This is a genomic window from Marinobacterium ramblicola, assembly GCF_019084545.1.
Taxonomy (GTDB): domain Bacteria; phylum Pseudomonadota; class Gammaproteobacteria; order Pseudomonadales; family Balneatricaceae; genus Marinobacterium_D; species Marinobacterium_D ramblicola.
In genome coordinates this window covers 96,573-115,597 of the sequence record NZ_JAHREP010000003.1, presented here as the reverse complement: position 1 = coordinate 115,597, position 19,025 = coordinate 96,573, and the positions used below count along the sequence as shown (strand labels likewise).

At 61.1% G+C, this 19,025-nt stretch carries 20 protein-coding genes; 8 read left to right on the top strand and 12 right to left on the bottom strand.

Annotated elements, in window-relative coordinates:
• The first annotated feature begins 120 nt into the window (after window positions 1-120).
• Window positions 121-888 carry an alpha/beta fold hydrolase gene (locus tag KQ940_RS02970; RefSeq protein ID WP_217411552.1) on the top strand — a complete coding sequence of 256 codons (768 nt, stop codon included), beginning with the start codon at window positions 121-123 and terminating at the stop codon, window positions 886-888.
• On the opposite strand, the gene KQ940_RS02965 is transcribed toward KQ940_RS02970, so the two are convergent.
• From KQ940_RS02965 to bioB, 7 genes are all read right to left on the bottom strand, one after another.
• A complete protein-coding gene (locus KQ940_RS02965; protein ID WP_217411549.1) occupies window positions 879-1,844 on the bottom strand; it encodes a putative metalloprotease CJM1_0395 family protein in 966 nt (321 codons plus the stop codon). The two genes, KQ940_RS02970 and KQ940_RS02965, sit on opposite strands and share 10 nt — an antisense overlap.
• 56 nt (window positions 1,845-1,900) lie before the next feature.
• Window positions 1,901-2,149 carry a hypothetical protein gene (locus tag KQ940_RS02960; protein WP_217411547.1) on the bottom strand — a complete coding sequence of 83 codons (249 nt, stop codon included), beginning with the start codon at window positions 2,147-2,149 and terminating at the stop codon, window positions 1,901-1,903.
• Between the two features lie 61 nt (window positions 2,150-2,210).
• Window positions 2,211-2,903 (bottom strand): dethiobiotin synthase, encoded by a 693-nt coding sequence (bioD, locus tag KQ940_RS02955; protein ID WP_217411545.1) that lies wholly within the window; start codon window positions 2,901-2,903, stop codon window positions 2,211-2,213.
• Complete coding sequence (gene bioC / locus KQ940_RS02950; RefSeq protein ID WP_217411543.1) at window positions 2,900-3,691, bottom strand: malonyl-ACP O-methyltransferase BioC; 792 nt, start codon at window positions 3,689-3,691, stop codon at window positions 2,900-2,902. The genes bioD and bioC overlap by 4 nt, the downstream gene beginning before the upstream one ends.
• The gene (gene bioH / locus KQ940_RS02945) at window positions 3,688-4,455 is read right to left on the bottom strand and encodes a pimeloyl-ACP methyl ester esterase BioH (protein WP_217411541.1); all 768 of its coding nucleotides are present in this window, start codon (window positions 4,453-4,455) and stop codon (window positions 3,688-3,690) included. The genes bioC and bioH overlap by 4 nt, the downstream gene beginning before the upstream one ends.
• Window positions 4,452-5,663 (bottom strand): 8-amino-7-oxononanoate synthase, encoded by a 1,212-nt coding sequence (gene bioF, locus KQ940_RS02940; protein ID WP_217411539.1) that lies wholly within the window; start codon window positions 5,661-5,663, stop codon window positions 4,452-4,454. Before bioF ends, bioH begins: the two co-directional genes overlap by 4 nt.
• 9 nt (window positions 5,664-5,672) lie before the next feature.
• Window positions 5,673-6,722 carry a biotin synthase BioB gene (gene bioB, locus KQ940_RS02935; RefSeq protein ID WP_217411537.1) on the bottom strand — a complete coding sequence of 350 codons (1,050 nt, stop codon included), beginning with the start codon at window positions 6,720-6,722 and terminating at the stop codon, window positions 5,673-5,675.
• Between the two features lie 110 nt (window positions 6,723-6,832).
• On the opposite strand from bioB, the gene KQ940_RS02930 reads away from it, so the two are divergent.
• The 6 genes from KQ940_RS02930 (at window position 6,833) to KQ940_RS02905 (ending at window position 12,594) form a co-directional block, all read left to right on the top strand.
• Window positions 6,833-7,540: a ComF family protein gene (locus tag KQ940_RS02930; protein ID WP_217411535.1), complete on the top strand. Its 708-nt coding sequence runs from the start codon at window positions 6,833-6,835 to the stop codon at window positions 7,538-7,540.
• Window positions 7,541-7,600: 60 nt separating this feature from the next.
• On the top strand, window positions 7,601-9,241 hold the full coding sequence (locus KQ940_RS02925; RefSeq protein ID WP_217411533.1) for a Na/Pi cotransporter family protein: 1,641 nt from the start codon (window positions 7,601-7,603) through the stop codon (window positions 9,239-9,241).
• Window positions 9,238-9,984, top strand: coding sequence for a sulfite exporter TauE/SafE family protein (locus KQ940_RS02920; RefSeq protein WP_217411531.1), 747 nt, complete (start codon window positions 9,238-9,240; stop codon window positions 9,982-9,984). The genes KQ940_RS02925 and KQ940_RS02920 overlap by 4 nt, the downstream gene beginning before the upstream one ends.
• 6 nt (window positions 9,985-9,990) lie before the next feature.
• Window positions 9,991-10,695: a tRNA (N6-threonylcarbamoyladenosine(37)-N6)-methyltransferase TrmO gene (gene tsaA / locus KQ940_RS02915; RefSeq protein WP_246589651.1), complete on the top strand. Its 705-nt coding sequence runs from the start codon at window positions 9,991-9,993 to the stop codon at window positions 10,693-10,695.
• Between the two features lie 97 nt (window positions 10,696-10,792).
• The gene (bioA, locus tag KQ940_RS02910) at window positions 10,793-12,082 is read left to right on the top strand and encodes an adenosylmethionine--8-amino-7-oxononanoate transaminase (protein WP_217411529.1); all 1,290 of its coding nucleotides are present in this window, start codon (window positions 10,793-10,795) and stop codon (window positions 12,080-12,082) included.
• A gap of 74 nt (window positions 12,083-12,156) precedes the next feature.
• Complete coding sequence (locus KQ940_RS02905; RefSeq protein ID WP_217411527.1) at window positions 12,157-12,594, top strand: acyl-CoA thioesterase; 438 nt, start codon at window positions 12,157-12,159, stop codon at window positions 12,592-12,594.
• 24 nt (window positions 12,595-12,618) lie between these two features.
• On the opposite strand, the gene dnaB is transcribed toward KQ940_RS02905, so the two are convergent.
• From dnaB to KQ940_RS02880, 5 genes are all read right to left on the bottom strand, one after another.
• A complete protein-coding gene (gene dnaB / locus KQ940_RS02900; RefSeq protein ID WP_281419183.1) occupies window positions 12,619-15,432 on the bottom strand; it encodes a replicative DNA helicase in 2,814 nt (937 codons plus the stop codon).
• Window positions 15,433-15,692: 260 nt separating this feature from the next.
• Window positions 15,693-16,139 (bottom strand): 50S ribosomal protein L9, encoded by a 447-nt coding sequence (gene rplI, locus KQ940_RS02895; RefSeq protein WP_217411523.1) that lies wholly within the window; start codon window positions 16,137-16,139, stop codon window positions 15,693-15,695.
• 154 nt (window positions 16,140-16,293) lie between these two features.
• Window positions 16,294-16,524, bottom strand: a complete 231-nt coding sequence (gene rpsR / locus KQ940_RS02890) for a 30S ribosomal protein S18 (RefSeq protein ID WP_217411521.1) — start codon at window positions 16,522-16,524, stop codon at window positions 16,294-16,296.
• A 17-nt stretch (window positions 16,525-16,541) separates the two neighbouring features.
• Window positions 16,542-16,955 carry a 30S ribosomal protein S6 gene (gene rpsF, locus KQ940_RS02885; RefSeq protein WP_217411519.1) on the bottom strand — a complete coding sequence of 138 codons (414 nt, stop codon included), beginning with the start codon at window positions 16,953-16,955 and terminating at the stop codon, window positions 16,542-16,544.
• A 277-nt stretch (window positions 16,956-17,232) separates the two neighbouring features.
• The gene (locus KQ940_RS02880) at window positions 17,233-18,018 is read right to left on the bottom strand and encodes an SDR family NAD(P)-dependent oxidoreductase (protein WP_217411517.1); all 786 of its coding nucleotides are present in this window, start codon (window positions 18,016-18,018) and stop codon (window positions 17,233-17,235) included.
• 102 nt (window positions 18,019-18,120) lie between these two features.
• Here KQ940_RS02880 and KQ940_RS02875 point away from each other — a divergent pair, with 102 nt between their 5' ends.
• On the top strand, window positions 18,121-19,017 hold the full coding sequence (locus KQ940_RS02875) for a LysR family transcriptional regulator (protein ID WP_217411515.1): 897 nt from the start codon (window positions 18,121-18,123) through the stop codon (window positions 19,015-19,017).
• Window positions 19,018-19,025 lie beyond the last annotated feature (8 nt).

The following is a 19,025-nucleotide window of genomic DNA, read 5'->3' as shown; positions in this document are numbered from 1 at the left end:
GGATGGCGGCAGACGAGCGTACAGGGACGTATTCACAGCGTGTCCCGGAAAGCAACATCCCTCACTGCCAATCTCCGAACCCAAGCCCCATACAGCCTCTTAACCTACAGGAGCCCCACCATGGAACTGCACTACCACCGCACCGGCAACGGTCCGACGCTGCTGATCCTGCACGGCCTGTTCGGCACTTGGGAGAACTGGGGCTTTCAGGTCAAAAAACTGAGCGAGAAGTTCGACATTATCGCCGCTGACCTGCGCAACCACGGCAGCTCACCCCACGATGACAGCATCAGCTATCACCTGATGGCGGAGGATGTCATCGCGCTGATGGACCGACTCGGCGTCGACAAGGCTTCAATACTCGGCCACTCCATGGGCGGCAAGGTCGCGATGCAGCTGGCACTGGACCACCCCCAGCGGGTGGAACGGCTGATCGTCGCCGATATTGCACCGGTCGAATACCCGCCTCACCATAACGATGTGTTTGCCGGCTTGCTCAGTGTCGATCTCGACACGATCAGCTCCCGCTCCGCAGCCGATCAACAGTTGGCCGAACATATCGACTCTACCGGTGTACGTGGATTCCTGCTCAAGAACCTGCAACGTGTCGCTGAGGGCGGTTTCAGCTGGAAGATGAACCTGGAAGCGCTGCACCGCGAGTATCGCCATATCGCAGCCGCGCCGACAGAGGGTGTGTACAGCGGCCCCGTGCTGTTTATCAAGGGCGGCGACTCTGATTACCTGCTTCCGGAACACGCGGAGGCAATCAAAAGCCGCTTCCCCAACGCGGGGTACAAGGTGATTGATGGGGTGGGACACTGGCTGCACGCGGAAAAACCGGCGGCGTTTAACCGCCTGGTGGAGCGCTTCCTCGACGATCAGGCCTGAGCGTCGATAAAGGAACCGGCCAGGTACTGGATATCCAGCGCGCCGGACTGGGCAAACTTCTGATTGATCTCCGCCAGACGCTGCTGCAGCTGCGCCATCTGCTGCTGGTACTCGGCAAGCTGCTCCGCACGTTGTTCACGCTCGCGTTGCTGCTCCTCAAAGTCGGCTCGACGCTCTTCACTCTCGGCCAGCCTCTGTTCATAGGCCTCGATCGTTGACGGCGCCTCTTCAGCGGTGGGCCTATCCGGCACCGACGACTGAATTGCCGCGACATCAGGCTGGCTCGCCTGTTCGACCGACGAGCGATCTGGCGCTGGAGTGAAACCGACGGACGCCTTCGCTTCCGCTGCCGCGGGGGAGTCTTCCTGCTGCACCCGCCCGTCGCTCTCCGTGTCATTGGACTGCGTGGCAAGCTCGACCTGGGCTTCGCTGGCCAGCGCCCGGGCCGCAGCCGCCACCTTCAGGTCCTGCCCGGAGGGGTCCGCCGGTGCCAGTGCGGCGCGCAGCACGATCTGAGCCTTTTCCAGGTCTGCTTCCGGATCGCCACTGGCGGTGGGCGCGGCGATGCTGACCTCGCCGCCTATTGCGTACTGTTTGCCATCCGGGCCGCGCTGATAGGTGAAGCTGGCGCCGCCGGCCAAGCCGCCAGCGGCTGATTGATGCGCCCGTTCATGCGCGCGCACCTCGCGATCACGGGCCGCCAGCTTTTCGATCTCCTGCTGGTCGACATCGGAGCTGCGCTGACTGCCAATGACACGCTGATCACCGCGCAAGCCCACGCTAACACCATTTTGTGTCGAGGATTGAGAGTCTGCGGGTTGGGTCCTGGTACCAGCGGCGGGAGGCGCGGCTTTCTGCTCACGACTGCGCTCGTCGAGACTGGCCGCCTCTGCACCCCGGTTGCCCGGAGTCAGCGTGGTGTATGCGGTATGGGCTGTTGAGATCGCCGAGATCATCGCGCTTCCCCGAACCAACCTTCACTAGGATCCTGCATCGTCTGTTAATGGCGGCATTACGCCCGCGTGTCGATGATGAGCCCCAGCGCCTCACTTGGCTCTTCAACCACCTTGGTTCTGGCCCCGGCTTCATTGGGGTTGACCGTGGTGTCCTTGAGCGCAGCGTCGACCCGGCTACCGGAGGCCAGCTCTGGCTCCTGCGGCTGTCCACTGCCCTGGAGATCGCCGGCGGCACGCTGCACACCATCGACGCTTCTATTGGTCTGATAAAGTGCCGCGCTCTGGGAGAGGATTCCATTGATCATCGTTCACCCTTCATCACGTTGACAATTTCCCGACCAGTATAGCGCCTTTATCGAGAATTGTTCACTTTTTGGACAATTCAAGCAATTGAAAATCGAGATGCGCGGCAGCCTCAGCCGGGGTAGCGCGATCCAGATGCGGCACCACACCCAGCAACGGCGCACGCAGCGCGCCACGAATGGTATCGATGTTCTCCTGCAGCACCGGCATATCCGGGTCGACCACATTCGCCACCCACCCGGCCAGGGTCAGCCCGTCACGAGAGATCGCTTCAGCGGTCAGCAGCGCATGGCTGATGCAACCGAGTTTCATCCCTACCACCATGATCACCGGTATCTGTAACTGCTGTGGAACACGCGCCAGGGTTTCGGACTGGTTGAGCGGGACACGCCAACCACCGGCCCCCTCGATCAGTACGAAATCAGCAGGCTGCATCAGCGCCCCGCGACAAAACGCGACCAGGCGTTCGGCACTGAGCCGGCGATTCTCACGTAACGCCGCTATATGGGGCGCCATCGGCTCGGCCAGCGCAACCGGATTGACCTGATCGTAGCCGAGCTTGACGCTGGCGGTTTGCTGCAGGATCAGGGCGTCGGAGTTCCTGAGCCCCTCCGCGGTCTCGTCACAGCCTGCGGCAACCGGCTTCAGGCCGATGGTGCGCAGCCCCATCTCATTCGCTTTATGCAACAAACCCGAGGCAACCAGCGTCTTGCCGGCATCGGTATCGGTGCCGGTGACAAAGTAGATCTGTTTCACGCTGAATCCTTCATCCAGGCCAGATAGTAGACTTCATAGCTTGCCGGCAGCGCACCGTTTTCGAGGCGCAGCTCATCATAGGCGCGCGATAGCGTTCTCAGTCTGGAGATACCGGACAAGCCCTGCTGTTGACGCGGGTTTACGTTATGGGCACCCAACGCCTTGAGCTCATGCATCAGTTCACTGAGATGATCATACTCCAACACCCGCCGTTCGATGCTTTCATCCAGTGAGGCCAGACCCGCTGCCGCCGCCCGCAGCGCCAACAGCGGGCAGAACTCGTTGACATGACGGTCGTCGTCCACCCGCGCCCAGGCCTGCTTCAGCTCAATCAACGTCTCGGGCCCCAGCGTGGCAATCAGCAGCTGTCCGCCCGGCTTCAGCACCCGGCGCAGTTCAGCAAACAGGTCCAGGGGTTGTTCACACCACTGGATGGCGAGGCTGGAGTAGATCAGGTCGACACTGTTATCGGCCAGTGGCAAGGCTTCGGCATCGCCGCATATATGGTGGTGAGAGGTCAGCGGTTGGCGAGAGCGCGCATACCCGAGCATCCCCTCAGCCAGATCCAGACTGAGCAACAGCGCCTGCGGATAGCGCCGGCGCAAAGTTTCGGATGCGTATCCGGTACCGCTGCCGAGATCGAGCACCACCCCCGGCGACCCTTGCGGCAGTCTGGCCAACAGCGCATCGGCGACGCTGCGCTGTAGCCCGGCGACGCTGTCGTAAGTCGCGGCTGCGCGGCTGAACGACCGGGCAACCAGGCGCTTATCACGTACCATGGCATTCATCGCCCGCTCCCCGAGACAAATCCATTCAGGTCTTCGACAAAACTCGTCGGGTCGGTGATAAAGGGCAGGTGTGCCGCCGTCGTATAGCGGCGAATCGATGCCTCTGGACACAATGATTCGATCCGCTCAGCCACGGCGACCGGCACCAGCGGATCCTGCTCGCCAAGCACCAGCATCAGCGGTTGTACCGTACGCGCCAGCAGCGAACGCAGATCTTCTCCCAGCAGCGCCAGCGTCGCTGCCAGCCCCTGCTGCTCTGCTGCGCTGCCGGCAACCACCTGCTTGAGCAGGCGCAGCTCCAGGCGGGCGCAGGCACTACCCTGGGTTTGCAGCATGGCAAAGCGGTTCAGCGTTTTGGCGGCATCCGCGCCAAGGCTGGAGGTAAAGGCATCGAAAGTGTCTTTGGCCATGGCACAGGGCCAGTCATCTCGCTGCACGAAACAGGGGGTCGCGGCGGCCAGCACCAGCTTACTGATCCGCTCAGGCGCACGGCTTGCCGCCGCCAACGCCAGCGCACCACCCAGCGACCAGCCCAGCCAGACCGCCCGCTCCGGTGCAACGGCAAGCAGCGCATCGGTTACGGAGTCGATGGTCGTGCTCTTCAGCACCGGTGACTGTCCAAGACCGGGCAGGTCGATCAGGGTCAGGCGATAGTGTTTCGACAATGGCTCGATCAACGGTTGCCAGATGGCGCTGGAGAGCCCCCAGCCATGCAGCAGGACCAGATCAGGGCCTGCGCCATAGTGTTCGGTATGCAGCCTCATGCCTTATCACCTTGAGGAAGGTCAACTTGAGGCATGGCTCCTTGGGAGAGGGCATTGCGAGCCTGGCCCAGTGCCTCGAGCAACCGGTTGACCTGCTGCTCGGAGTGCGCAGTGGTCAGGGTCACGCGCAGACGGGAGCTGCCCGCGGGTACCGTCGGCGGCCTGATCGCGGTGACATAGATGCCCTGCTGCTCCAATACCTGGCTAATGCGCAGCGCCTGGTCGGCCTCACCGATCAGGATCGGCTGGATCGGCGTCGGCGAGTCCATCAACTCGAAACCGAGCTCAGCTGCGCCACGGCGGAACTGTGCAATCAACTTGTTCAGTTTGTCGCGGCGCCAGCTCTCTTCGCGCACCAGCTTGAGGCTGGCCAGGGTAGCCCAAGCCACCGCCGGCGGCATGCTGGTGGTGTAGATATAGCTGCGGGCAAACTGGATCAGGGTTTCGATCAGGGTCTCACTGCCGGCGACGAAGGCGCCTGCAGTGCCGAACGCCTTGCCCAGCGTACCGACCAGCACCGGCACCTCGTCGATGCCCAGTCCGAAATGCTCGACGCAACCGCCGCCCTGCTCGCCCAGGCAGCCAAAGCCATGGGCATCGTCGACCATCAGCCAGCCACCGGCGTCGCGGGTTTTAGCACTGAGCCCAGGCAGGTCGGCGATATCCCCATCCATGCTGAACACGCCGTCGGTCACCACCAGCTTGCGCCGAGCCTCGGTCTTGGCCAGGCGCTGTTCAAGACTATCGCTATCGTTGTGCAGGTAGCGCTGGAAACGGGCACCGCTGAGCAGTCCGCCATCGAGCAACGAGGCGTGGTTGAGGCGATCCTCGAACACCGCATCCTGCTTGTCCAGCAGCGCGTTGATAGTGCCCATATTGGCCATATAGCCGGTGGAGAACAGCAGTGCCCGGGGACGTCCGGTCCACTCGGCCAGCGCCTCCTCCAACGCATGGTGCGCCGCGCTGTGCCCCATCACCAGATGGGAGGCACCGCCGCCGACACCGAAACGCTCGACGCCTTCGATCATCGCCTGTTTCAGCGCGGGATGGTTGGCCAGCCCCAGGTAATCGTTGGAACAGAACGCAAGACCAGGCACGCCGTCAACGACGATCTCCGGCCCCTGCGGTGACTGCAGCAGCCGCCGACGGCGATAGAGATGCGCAGAGCGGCGCTCCGCCAGCGCGGCTTCGAGCTGATCGAATGACATCGACCGCCCTCAGTTGACCGCTTCGTAGAACAGCGCGTTGTCCTGCTGCGCCTGCAGATCGCGGTTGATCGCCTGCGCCTGCTCCTCGTCGGAGGCTTCGATGCGCTGCTCCATGTTGATCCCCAGGCGCTTGAACAGCTGGATATCGCGGTGGGTCTCCGGGTTCGGCGTGGTCAGCAGGCACTCGCCATAAAACACCGAGTTGGCACCGGCGAAGAACGCCATCGCCTGCAGCTCATCGGACATCTGCTCGCGACCGGCAGACAGACGGACATGGGACTTCGGCATCATGATGCGGGCCACCGCAATGTTGCGGATAAACTCCAGCGGATCCAGGTCCTCCACATTTTCCAGCGGCGTGCCCTCGACCTTGACCAGCATGTTGATCGGCACCGACTCCGGCTGCTGCGGCAGGTTGGCCAGCTGGCGCAGCAGGCCGATGCGATCCTTGGCGGTTTCGCCCATGCCGAGGATGCCGCCGCTGCAGATCTTCATCCCTGCATCGCGTACATGGCCCAGGGTGTCCAGTCGATCCTGGTAGGTACGGGTGGTGATGATCTTGTCGTAGAACTCCGGCGAGGTATCCAGATTGTGGTTGTAGTAGTCCAACCCGGCCTCGGCCAGCTGCTGTGCCTGATTCTCCTTGAGCATGCCAAGCGTCATGCAGGTCTCCAGCCCCAGCTCCTTGACCCCCTTGACCATCTCCAGCACATAAGGCATGTCGCGATCGGTCGGGTGCTTCCACGCCGCGCCCATGCAGAAACGGGTGGAGCCCGCCTCCTTGGCCTGACGCGCCTTGGCCAGTACCGCCTCGACCTCCATCAACCGCTGCTTCTCCAGGCCGGTGTCATAATGGGCACTCTGCGGGCAGTATTTGCAGTCTTCCGGACAGGAACCGGTCTTTATCGACAGCAGCGTACTGACCTGCACCTGATTGGGATCGAAATGCTGACGATGAACGCTCTGGGCGCGAAACAGCAGGTCATTGAACGGCAACTCGAACAGTGCCCTCACCTCATCTTCGGTCCAGTCATGGCGTACATCGTAATTGGTTTGCATTGAGTCCGGCTCCCGTTCAGCATATCCGTAAGTCTGATCCTGAGGCGCACTCGGGCCCGATCAGAGACAATGGAGGTCAATCATAAACTGACAGAGGGAACTGTCAACTTATGAAAAACATCGAAAGATACTGCAGGTTATTTTTTGATCAATCCTGCTATCTGTGCCAGATCGCTAAAGCCGACGTACTGGGCCTGTGTGAGGCCTGCCACGCGGACCTGCCCTGGTTGATCGGCGCCTGCCGGCGCTGTGCCGACCCTATCCCCGTCGGTGTCGCCGGCCACGCGCTCTGTGCCCGCTGCCAGCAGCGCTCGCCCCCTTTCGATCGCACACACGCTGCTTTTCTCTATGCCTTTCCGATCAACCAGTTGATTCCGGCGATCAAATACCAGCGCCGCCCAGAGGCGCTAGGTTGGCTCAGCCGGCTATTCGCCCAACTGCTGCGTGATCGCATAGAACAGCCCCCGGAACTGCTGCTACCGGTTCCCATGCACCCCTGGCGCGCCACGATGCGCGGGTTCAACCAGGCAGAACTGATCGCTTCGCAGCTTGGGCGCCAACTGGGCATTCCCGTGCGGAGCGACCTGCTGCGTAAACGCCGCGCCACCCTGCAGCAGGCCAGGCTGAACAGGGCCTCCCGCGGTATCAACCTGGCCGGCAGCTTTCAACTGCTTGGTCAGGTGCCGGCGCATGTGGCGGTGGTGGACGATGTGATGACCACCGGCAGCACCGCCGAGGAGATCGCGCAGCAGTTGAAAACGGCCGGGGCTGAACGGGTCGAAATATGGGTGCTCGCGCGCACACCCGCAAAGGGCTGATGCAGTCTTCACCAAGCTTGGTTAGACTTCACCGCGTACACCTTTGTCATCGGAGCGGCAATGACCCTGGATATGCTGGGCCAACTGATTGGCGGTATCGGCCTGTTCCTGCTCGGCATGCAACTGATGACCGCAGGCCTCAAGCAGGCTGCCGGTCGATCACTGAAGCAAGCACTGCAAGCGGCCACCAAGTCGAAACTGCGCGGATTACTCTCCGGAACACTGATCACTGCCGTGGTGCAATCGTCGAGTGCGGTCACCGTGGCCACCCTGGGCTTCGTCAACGCCGGTCTATTGACTCTGGGGCAGTCGATCGCGGTGATCTACGGTTGCAACATCGGCACCACGATGACCGGCTGGCTGGTGGCACTGATCGGCTTCAAGATCAAGATCAGTGCCTTCGCTCTGCCGATGATCGGCGCCGGCATGGTCGCACGTACCGTCAGCAAGAACGGCCGTCTGGGTCACTTCGGTACCGCCCTGGCCGGTTTCGGCCTGTTTTTCATCGGCCTGGATTTTCTGCGCAGCAGCTTTGACGGCATCTCGGAGCAAGTGCCGCTGAACGAGATCGGCAACAGCCCGCTGGCACTGACGCTGTTCGTACTGGCCGGCTTCGTGCTCACCTTCCTGATGCAGGCATCGGCAGCGGTGATGGCGATCGCCCTGTCGCTGGTCCACACCGGCTCGATCACGCTGTCGGCGGCCGCGGCACTGGTGATCGGTGCCAATGTGGGTACCACCACCACGGCCCTACTGGCATCGATCGGCGCAACCCCGAGCGCGAAGCGGATCTCCGCCGCCCACGTCTTGTTCAACCTGCTCACCGGCGCGGTGGGGCTAGTGTTCCTGATGCTGCTGGCGGGCTGGCTCGATCGCCTAGATCCTCAGCGCTTCGATCTGGTATCGCTACTGGCTCTTTACCACACCCTGTTCAACCTGACCGGCGTGGCGATGATCTGGCCCCTGACCGATCGTATGGAAGCGGTCCTGCTGAAACGCTTTCGCAGCCTGGAAGAGGACGAGGGACGTCCACGCTACCTGGACGCCAATATCCTGACCACCCCTTCACTGGCCATTGAGGCGATAAACCGGGAGCTGGCCCGGGTCAGCCAACACTGCTCGCGCATGGTGCGGGAAGCGATCAGTGCCGAAACGCCCAATCAGGCTCGGCTGGAAGCCCAGGCACAGGGGATCTATCAACTGGTCGGCAAGATCAGCGAGTTCAACCAGGAGCTGGCACGGCAGAACCTGAGCATGGAGATCAGCGAAACCCTGCCGATCTCGATACGCGTTGCCCGCTACTTCAGTGAGATGGCGCGCCTCTCCGCGCGTATGCCTGAGTACCACGCGGTATTCGAACAGTTGCAGCAAAGCGGTCTGCGCAACCAGCTGTTCCTGTTCCAGCAGGCAGTAATCCGCCTGGTCGATATGGCCGAGATCAGCGAACAGAGCAGCACTCAGGGTTACCAAAGCCACCAGTTGATGCGCGACGTCCATCAACTCTATCAAGAACTGAAAGAGAGCCTGCTGAAGGAGACCGTGATGGGCCACATCGGAGCAGAGGAGAGCATGGCGCTGCTGGATGCCTGCAGCCAGCTGCAGCGCCTCGCCGAACAGGCGGAGAAAGCCTCCAGTCACTGGAGCAGTACACTGCCGATCATGCATCGCGATCCACTGGCAGAGGAACCGGCCAAAGGATGATTACCGATCCCCTGTTTTACGCCGCCGCCATTCCGGCGATCCTGATCGTCGGCATCTCCAAGGGCGGTTTTGGCGGTGGTCTGGGCCTGGTTGCCGTGCCGCTGATGTCGCTGGTGATCAGCCCGATACAGGCCGCCGCCATTATGCTGCCGATCCTCTGCCTGATGGATCTGGCGGCGATGTGGAGTTTCCGCGGCAAGTTCGACCGTTCACTGCTGAAAGTGCTGGTGCCTGCGGCGCTGATCGGCATCCTGATCGGCGCGCTGACCTTCCGCTACCTGAGCGAGCAGCACCTGAAGTTCATCATCGGCAGCATTGCCGTGCTGTTCACGCTGAACTACTGGCTGCGCCCCGGCAGCAAGGAACCGCGTCAACCCAGCTCCCTGCGTGGAGGGTTCTGGGGCATACTGACCGGGTTTACCAGCTTCAGCGTGCATGCCGGCGGCCCGCCGCTGAATATCTACCTGCTGCCATTGCGGCTGGAAAAAAGCATCTTCATCGGTACCACCATCCTGATGTTCGCGGCGATCAACTACCTGAAGCTGATCCCCTACGCGCTGCTCGGGCAGTTCGATACAGCCAACCTGACCACCTCCGCGACCCTCGCCCTGCTGGCGCCGGTCGGCGTAAAGCTGGGCTACTGGATGCACCATCGCATCAACGAGACCTGGTTCTACCGTATCTGTTTTGGCTTGCTGTTTATTACCGGCAGCAAGCTGCTTTACGACGCTTTCATGGGATAAACCGAGATGAACGAAACCATCAGCATGCAACCCATCGGGGTTATCCACAGCGCTTTCAGCGAGAAGTTCGGCATCCCAAGACAGCCCGGCCTTGCCGGTTCGCTGAGCGCCACCATCGAGCTCTATCCGGAGTTCGGCTCTCCCGAGGCGGTGCGCGGACTGGAGGAGGCCAGCCACATCTGGCTGATCTTCCTGTTCAGCGCCACCGCAGACCAAGGCTGGAAGCCGACCGTACGCCCGCCACGCCTGGGCGGCAACAAGCGCTTGGGCGTATTTGCCTCCCGCTCCCCCTTCCGCCCCAACCCGATCGGGCTGTCGCCGGTGGAGCTGATCGGCATCCGCCGGCAGGGCAGCAAGGTACTGCTCGATGTGCGCGGCGCCGACCTGCTCGATGGCACACCGATACTGGATATCAAACCCTACCTGCCCTACTCCGACGCACTGCCCGAGGCGCAGTTCACGCTGGCGGAGAAGATCGAAACTCTGGACCTGCCGATCAACTGGCAACCGGCGGCTCGCGACGCGCTGGTGAAGCTCAGCCAGCAGCTGAAACAGCCGCTGGAGCAGCAGATCGCCGATGTCCTGCGCTGCGACCCTCGACCGGCCTACCAGCGCGACCCGGAACGGATCTACGGTATCGCCCTGCACGGATTGAACATCCGTTTTCGCATTACCGAGCAGGCGATCGAGGTACTGGAGCTAAACGCCTGAGCCTCGCCCGTAAAACTTTTATCGCCGCCCCCCTGTGTTAGACTCGCGCTCCGACCGTAAACCCGTTGAACCCGTTGAACCCGAAACAGGTAGCAGCATGCCGCTAACGTCCGAACAGCTCGCCTTCGACCAACAGCATATCTGGCACCCCTACTCGTCGATGATCAATCCGCCGCCGATGGCGCCGGTGGAGTCGGCTTCCGGCGTGCGGATCAAGCTCAGTGACGGGCGTGAATTGATCGACGGCATGGCGTCCTGGTGGTCCGTGATCCACGGTTATAACCACCCGCACCTCAACGCCGCCGCCCACGACCAGATCGACCGGGTCTCCCATGTCATGTTCGGCGGCCTGACCCATGAGCCCGCCATCGAGCTGTGCCGCAAGCTGGTGCAGATGACCCCCGAGGGGCTGGACCGGGTATTCCTCGCCGACTCCGGCTCGGTGTCGGTCGAGGTAGCGATGAAGATGGCGATCCAGTACTGGCATGCGCGCGGCAAACCGAACAAGCACCGCATGCTATCCCTGCGCCACGGCTACCACGGCGATACCTTCGGCGCCATGTCGGTGTGCGATCCGGTCACCGGCATGCATGAGTTGTTCAGCGGCGTATTGGCGAAGCAGTTTTTTATTCCCCGCCCGGCCACCCGGTTTGGCGAGCCACTGATCGACGGCGACTGCGACGCGCTGGAACAGACACTGCGCGAGCATGGCGACAAGATCGCGGCGCTGATTCTGGAGCCGATCGTGCAGGGCGCGGGCGGCATGTACTTCTACTCACCGGAGTGGCTGAAACAGGCCCGCGTGCTCTGTGATCGCTACGATGTCCTGCTGATCGCCGACGAGATCGCCACCGGCTTTGGCCGTAGCGGCAAGCTGTTCGCCTGTGAACATGCCGGTATCAGCCCCGACATCCTCTGCCTGGGCAAAGCGCTGACCGGCGGCTACATGACCCTGGCCGCGACGCTGACCAGCGCCCATATCGGCGAGACGATCTCCGCCGGCGGTGCCGGCTGCTTCATGCACGGCCCCACCTTCATGGGCAACCCGCTGGCCTGCGCGGTGGCCAACGCCAGCCTGACCCTGCTGCAGGAGCAGGACTGGCAAACAGAGGTCAGCCGCATCGAAGCCCGGTTAACGGCCAAGCTATCACCTGCCGCCCGCCTGAATAGCGTCGCCGACGTCCGCGTTCTGGGCGCGATCGGCGTGGTCGAGCGGCATGAGCCGGTGTCACTGACCAGTGCGCAACCGCTGTTCGTCGAGCAGGGGATCTGGGTCAGGCCGTTCGGCAAGCTGGTCTACGTGATGCCGCCCTACGTGATGAGTGATGCCGATCTCGACACCCTGTGCAACGGAATAGTTGAGGTTCTGACCGCCCTGGAAGGCTGATCCAAGGGCTGCCAGGACTCGCGGTTTTGAGCTAGTCTATTGGCCAGTACGTGTTGTTTTTACAGGAGAGATGCATGGCGCGCATTCGCATCGACATGCCGGAAAACTATCTGTTCAGCACCGAGATTCCGGTGCGGATCAGCGATATCAACTACGGCGGCCACCTCGGCAATGACGCCGTATTGGCGATGCTGCATGAGGCGCGGGTTCGCTTCCTGCGCCACTACCACTATACCGAGATGGATATCGAGGGGGTGGGCCTGGTGATGTCCGACTCGGCCATCGTCTACAAGGCGGAGGGGTTTTACGGCGACAGCATTCAGGTGGACGTGACGGTCGGCGATTTCAACAAGTACGGCTGCGATATGTTCTACCTGCTGACCAACAAGAAAACCGCGGTCGAGGTGGCACACGCCAAGACCGGTATCGTCTTTTTCGACTACGAGACGCGCAAGATCAGCCCGATTCCCGCGGGCTTTCGCAACCACATGATCAAGATCACCGAGCGCTGAGCGCGTCACACAGGGCGCCCGGACTTACTCGTCCGGGCCGTAGTCGTAACTGTGCGCCAGGTTTTCGAAGCGGGTGTATTTACCGATGAAGGCCAGACGCGTGGTGCCGATCGGACCGTTACGCTGCTTACCGATAATGATCTCGGCCACCCCCTTGTCCGGACTGTCCTCGTTGTACACCTCGTCGCGGTAGATGAACATGATCACGTCGGCGTCCTGCTCGATGGCACCCGATTCACGCAGATCCGAGTTGACCGGCCGCTTGTTGGGCCGCTGCTCCAGTGAGCGGTTCAGCTGGGACAGCGCCACCACCGGGCACTCCATCTCCTTGGCCAGCGCCTTCAGCGAGCGTGAGATCTCGGAGATCTCCTGGGTACGTCCCTCGCTTTTGCCGTTCTTCATCGACATCAGCTGCAGGTAGTCGACCATGATCAGGCCCAGTTCACCATGCTCACGCACGATACGGCGGGCGCGGGCGCGCATCTCGTTGGGGCTGATGCCGGGCTGGTCATCGATATAGAGCGGCTTGTTCTTGAGCATGTTGACCGCCGCCGTCAGCCGCGGCCAGTCATCCTCCTCCAGTTGACCGCTGCGCACCTTGGTCTGGTCGATACGGCCGAGTGAGGAGAGCATACGCGACACCAGCTGATCCGCCGGCATCTCGAGACTGAACACCAGCACCGGCTTGTTGGTGCCCATCAATGCGTTCTCGACCAGGTTCATCGAGAACGTGGTGTTATGAACGCAGATATCCTGCGCTATGAAGTTGTGCAACTCAGGCACGGTCAGGTCGTACACCTGACGCTCACCTTTATATTCGATCGATACCACAGGATCCCAATAGAGGTCGGAGTGTGCCAGCGCCTCCAGATACGGATCGTCCAACAGCTCGGCAAACCGAGCCAATCGCCTGCGTGTGAGGTGACGTCGGCTCAATCCCGTCAAGCGAGAGTTGTAACCCTCCGGACACTTCAGCCCCTTGGCGGCAAAAATCTCGGGCCAGCTGCGATCCCCCTTCAACTGCAGAATGTAGTCGATTGTGGTATCGGGAAGGGTATCCGCATTCACGTGATGGCGCTTGGCAGCGAGAATCGCCCGAGCCTTCTCGATGGCAGACTCTTTACCGATCATCCCGATCCGGTCGATAAATCGTTCAATGCTGTCGCGGTCCAACACCTCGACCTCATACTGGGTGCGCGGGTGGTGGTGTTTGCTTCGAAGCTTCGCGACAATCCCAAACCTGAGCAGCAGATGCTGAACCTGCTCGGCCAGCACTTGGCTCGCAGTGCCATAACCGACTCGCACCTGTCCACTCTTGCTGATCGATATTCCGCCATCACATGCAAATAAACGATTCAGGAACTGCGCTATCTGACCTTGTTCCAGCGTAAATACCAGACCGGGAATCCGTTTTTCCGGCGCCGACCTGCCCCAGACACCCTGCTCTCGCAGATAGGCAGTGACGCAGTTCACACGCGCAGAACCGGACTCGAAATCACGGCTGGTTGCCTGCTCAAACCCGGCACCCAACGCACTGCATAGCGAGGTGTACCCGGAGGGTGCCGGCATTGCTACCGCATTTCGCCACTGACTGATAGTGGACGTCCGCAGCTTGAGGCGCTCGGCCAATTGCTTGCCTGTAAGCCCGCAACTCTCCATCGCGTGGTTCAAGGCCACAGCGAAGCGCCGACGAAGCGCGCCCGAATCGGATGCCTTGGCCGACACTCGATAGGACGGCGCTCGTTCATCGAAGTTGACTCGATTAACGCTGATCCCGCCAAACGCAAGCATCGCTTCAGTAAAATCGGCCAGGATCCGATCGTTGGTGTTGGTGAACAGCGGCGAACTTTGTGTCATCCCACCGTCGGAAAGAAAATAAGCCAGCGCCTTCAATCGATGGGTTTCGATACGCCGATCGCCGAATATCGGGAGTACCCGCGGCACAGCAATTCGCTCACCAACACGAATCGACTCAAGCTTCTGCCATCCGTTGCCGGTTAGAAACGGATGCGTCAATGTGGTCTGAATACGACGACCAAGCGCCGTGACAACCTCAAAAACCGGCTTGATACCGTCATCGACGAACTCGCTCGCCGACTGCCGAACCAGTTTAAAGTCGTTCGTGAGCGAAACTACCGCACCATCCTCTTGAGCAACCATCTCGTCGATCGTACGAACCGCTCCGGTGCGAGGATCAACCAGCGTCGAGCCGGCAACAATACACTTCCCCATGGACGGGCGCGCGGCGACGATGATCAGGTCCGATGGTTGCAGACCACCGGTGCGCGCATCCAGGTCGTCGAAGCCGGTGGTGGTACCGGTCATCGCATCGGAGTTGTTGAACAGGTGGTCGATGCGATCCACCGCCTTCTTCAGCAGCGGATTGATCGGCTCGGGCCCACCCTGATTGGGACGGTTCTCGGCGATCTTGAATATCTTCTGCTCCGCCTCGTTGAGGATCTCCTCGGACGCACGCCCTTCGGGGAAAAAGGCGTTGTCGGCGATCTCGTTCGCCACCTCGATCATCTGCCGCAGCAGCGCACGATCACGCACGATCTCGGAGTAGGCACGGATGTTGGACACGCTGGGGGTGTTGCGCGCCAGCGATACCAGGTACTCCAGCCCGCCGGCCTGCTCCAGTTCGGCGGTGCGGTCCAGCTCTTCGGACAGGGTGACCACATCGATCGGACGGCCATCGTCGACCAGCTTCTGCATGGTGCGATAGATCGAGCGGTGGTTACCGCTGTAGAAATGCTGTTCAAGCACCACCTCGGCGACGGTATCCCAGGCGTTATTGTCGAGCATCAGGCCGCCAAGCACCGACTGCTCCGCCTCCATCGAGTAGGGCGGCACCTTGGCGCGCTCGAGCACTTCGTCGTTCAGTTCCGCGATATCCACAACAGCGTATCCGTATCGTTAATTCAGCCGGCCTGCCAGAGACCGAAACGCTAGTCTACTGACTCAAGCCCGCCGGCAAAAGGGCAAATTTCAGACACAAAAAAGCACTGCTCCACGGGGTGACAGCAGTGCTTTTTGAACTACTACAAACGCTTCAACCGATCTTGGCGAGCTGCTTACTCAGCAACTCACTCAGCAGCTTATTCAGCTACGACGATCAGTTTCAGGTGTGCAGTGACTTCCGGGTGCAGCTGAACGTCGATGTCGAACTCACCGATAGTGCGGATAACACCAGCCGGCAGACGCACTTCGCTCTTCTCGACTTCGATACCGGCGCCAGTGATCGCATCAGCGATGTCACGGGTACCGATAGAGCCGAACAGCTTGCCTTCGTCACCCGCTTTAGCGACAACGGACAGCTCCAGATCGTTGAGCTGTTCAGCGCGAGCCTGGGCAGCGGCCAGCTTCTCAGCGGCAGCCTTTTCCAGTTCAGCACGACGCTCTTCGAAACGTGCAACGTTGTCACCGGTAGCCGGTACCGCTTTACCCTGGGGGATCAGGTAGTTGCGGCCGAAACCGCCCTTGACCGCCACTTTATCGCCAAGCTTGCCCAGCTTGCCGATGCTCTCGAGCAGAATTACTTCCATCTCGTAAACCTCATCTATCTGCAGCCTCGGGCTGCAGGTTTAATTCCTATCCGGTTGACGGGACTGCCCCGTCTCACCTCTAACCTGTTCATCTTCTGCGGAGCCGCCGTTCGACAACTCTCACGCAGCGGTTTGCGGCTCAGGCCGCCAACCCTTAGACGTCGTGGCTGTCAGTGTACGGCAGCAGAGCCACGTAACGGGCACGCTTGATAGCGGTAGCCAGCTGACGCTGGTAACGCGCTTTGGTACCGGTGATGCGGCTCGGAACGATTTTGCCGGTTTCAGTGATGTAGCCTTTCAGCACTTCGAGATCCTTGTAATCGATCTCTTTGACGCCTTCAGCAGTGAAACGGCAGAACTTGCGACGACGGAAAAAACGTGCCATCTGAACTCTCCTTAATCTTACTCTTCTGAAGCGGTTTCGGTTTCTTCAGCAGCAGTCTGTTCAGACTTCTGCTCACCACGGTCTTCACGACGCGGCTTACGCTCTTCACGCGCTTCAGCAGCTTTGATCGGAGAGGCTTCGGTGATCGCTTCTTTACAACGGATAACCATGTTACGCAGCACGGCATCGTTGTAACGGAACAGGTTAGCGAGTTCATCCAGGACATTCTGAGAGCATTCAACGTTCATCAGCACGTAGTGTGCCTTGTGAACATTGTTGATCGGGTAAGCCAGCTGACGACGGCCCCAATCTTCCAGACGGTGGATAGAGCCGTTATCGCCTTCGATGAGGGCTTTGTAACGCTCGATCATAGCCGGAACCTGCTCGCTCTGGTTCGGGTGAACCAGAAAGACGATTTCGTAATGACGCATTAATTGCTCCTTACGGGTAAATAGCCTTCGCATCAGACAGCGTCCCAACGGGCGCAGCCAGCCGACCGAAAGCAAGGAGTTAAACAACCAGTTAGTTAACTAACTACAAGTGTAGGCCGAATTTATCGGACGCGAAATCATACCCGCATCTACCTGCAGACACAAGAATAAAGTCAAGCGCAACCATTGCGGCCTGAACGCTACCCTACAGATATCGTGAATACTCGATCCGCTCCGACACCGGGCAGTCCGGCGCCCGTGCCTGTCATCGGAAGGCTCACCTCATCCAGGGACGGAGCCCGCCCAGGGTGAAACCGCCATCCACCAGCAGGCTCTGTCCGGTGACGAAACGGGCCTCGCCGCTCAGCAGCCAGAGCACCGCGTCGGCCACATCCTCTGACTCACCCACCCGACGCAGAGCGGCGTGGGAGGCGAAAGGGCGCATCGCCTCGTCGCTGCCCAACGCCTCACGCCCCATCGGCGTGGCGATGATGCCGGGGCTGACGTTATTGACCCGGATTCCGTGCTCGCCAACCTCTATCGCCAAGGTGCGCATCAGCGCGTCCAGCGCCCCCTTGGTCGCGGCATAGGCGGATATGCCGGGCATGGCACCGTGCGCAGTCCAGGAGGAGGTATTGACGATGGCGCCCGGAACGCCCTGCTCCAACATCATCGAGATCTCCGCCTGCAGGCAGGCATATACACCGCGCAGGTTGGTCGCGATCAACTCATCGAATCCCTCCAGCGACATCTGCTGGATCGGCAGAAATTCACCCAGCACCCCGGCGTTGTTCCAGGCCAGATCCAGGCCGCCCAGTTCTGTCCGGATCTGCGCGAACAGCGCCCGCACCTGTTCGGAATCGGCCACATCGGTGGCGATAGCCAGTGCGCTGCCGCCCTGCGCCCTGATCTGCGCGACCACCTCGTCCAATACCCTGCGGCGTCGCCCGGCGATCACCACTTGAGCCCCCGACAGGCCCAGCCGTAGTGCCGCGGCTCTGCCCATGCCCGTGCCGCCGCCGGTAATCAATACCCTTTTGCCGCTGAATGTTTGAGACTGCATCGATAACTCCTCGGTTGATGAATATTCGGGAGGACTATAGATTGATTACCCATACTGGATAATCATCGAAATAGTTCGATAACTTCAAAGCAGGGGTTTGTAATGGACCTGTTTACCGGCATGAGGGTATTCGTGCAGATCGTGGAGCGGGGCAGCCTCAGCGCCGCCGCCTCGGTGTGCAATATCTCGCCGACCATGGTCGGCAACCACCTGCAAACACTGGAGCAGCGCCTCGGTACGACCCTGCTCAACCGCACCACCCGTCGGCAACAACTGACCGACAGCGGGCAGCAGTACTATCAGCGCTGTGTGGAGATCCTGCAGCAGGTCGCCGACGCCGATGCCCAGGCCAGAGAGGGCCAGGCGGTGCCGCGCGGTCGGTTACGCGTCAGCGCTCCGGTCTCGTTCGGCTCCGAAGCGCTGGTACCGCTGCTGGATCACTATCTGGAGCGCTACCCGGAGGTGACGCTCGATCTGGTGCTGAGCGACCGTCAGGTAGACCTGATCGAGGAGGCGTTCGAGGCCGCCATCCGTATCGGCCCACTGCCCGATTCGGGCCTGATCGCCCGTCCGCTGCAGCCCTATCGCATGCTGATCTGCGCCAGCCCGGACTACCTGGCGCGGCGCGGCATGCCGCGCCACCCGCGTGAACTCGCCACGCATAGCTGTCTGGCACTAAACGCCTCGACACATACCCGTTGGCGCATGAACGGTCCCGACGGCCCGATCAGCGTTCCGGTCGGCAGCCGGCTGCAGCTGAACAATGGCCAGGCGTTACGCACGGCGGCGCTGAACGGACTGGGTGTGGTGATGCAGCCTGAGGTGTTGATGGCACAGGATCTGGCCGCCGGCCGGCTGGTGCAGCTGTTTCCCGACCATGAACTGCCGAGTCGACCTATGCATCTGGTCTACCTGCCCGACCGTTACCGCATGCCGAAGCTGCGCAGCTTCATCGAGTTTACGCTGGAGCGGTTCGGCCCGGACACGACATCCAAGTGAATGAACGG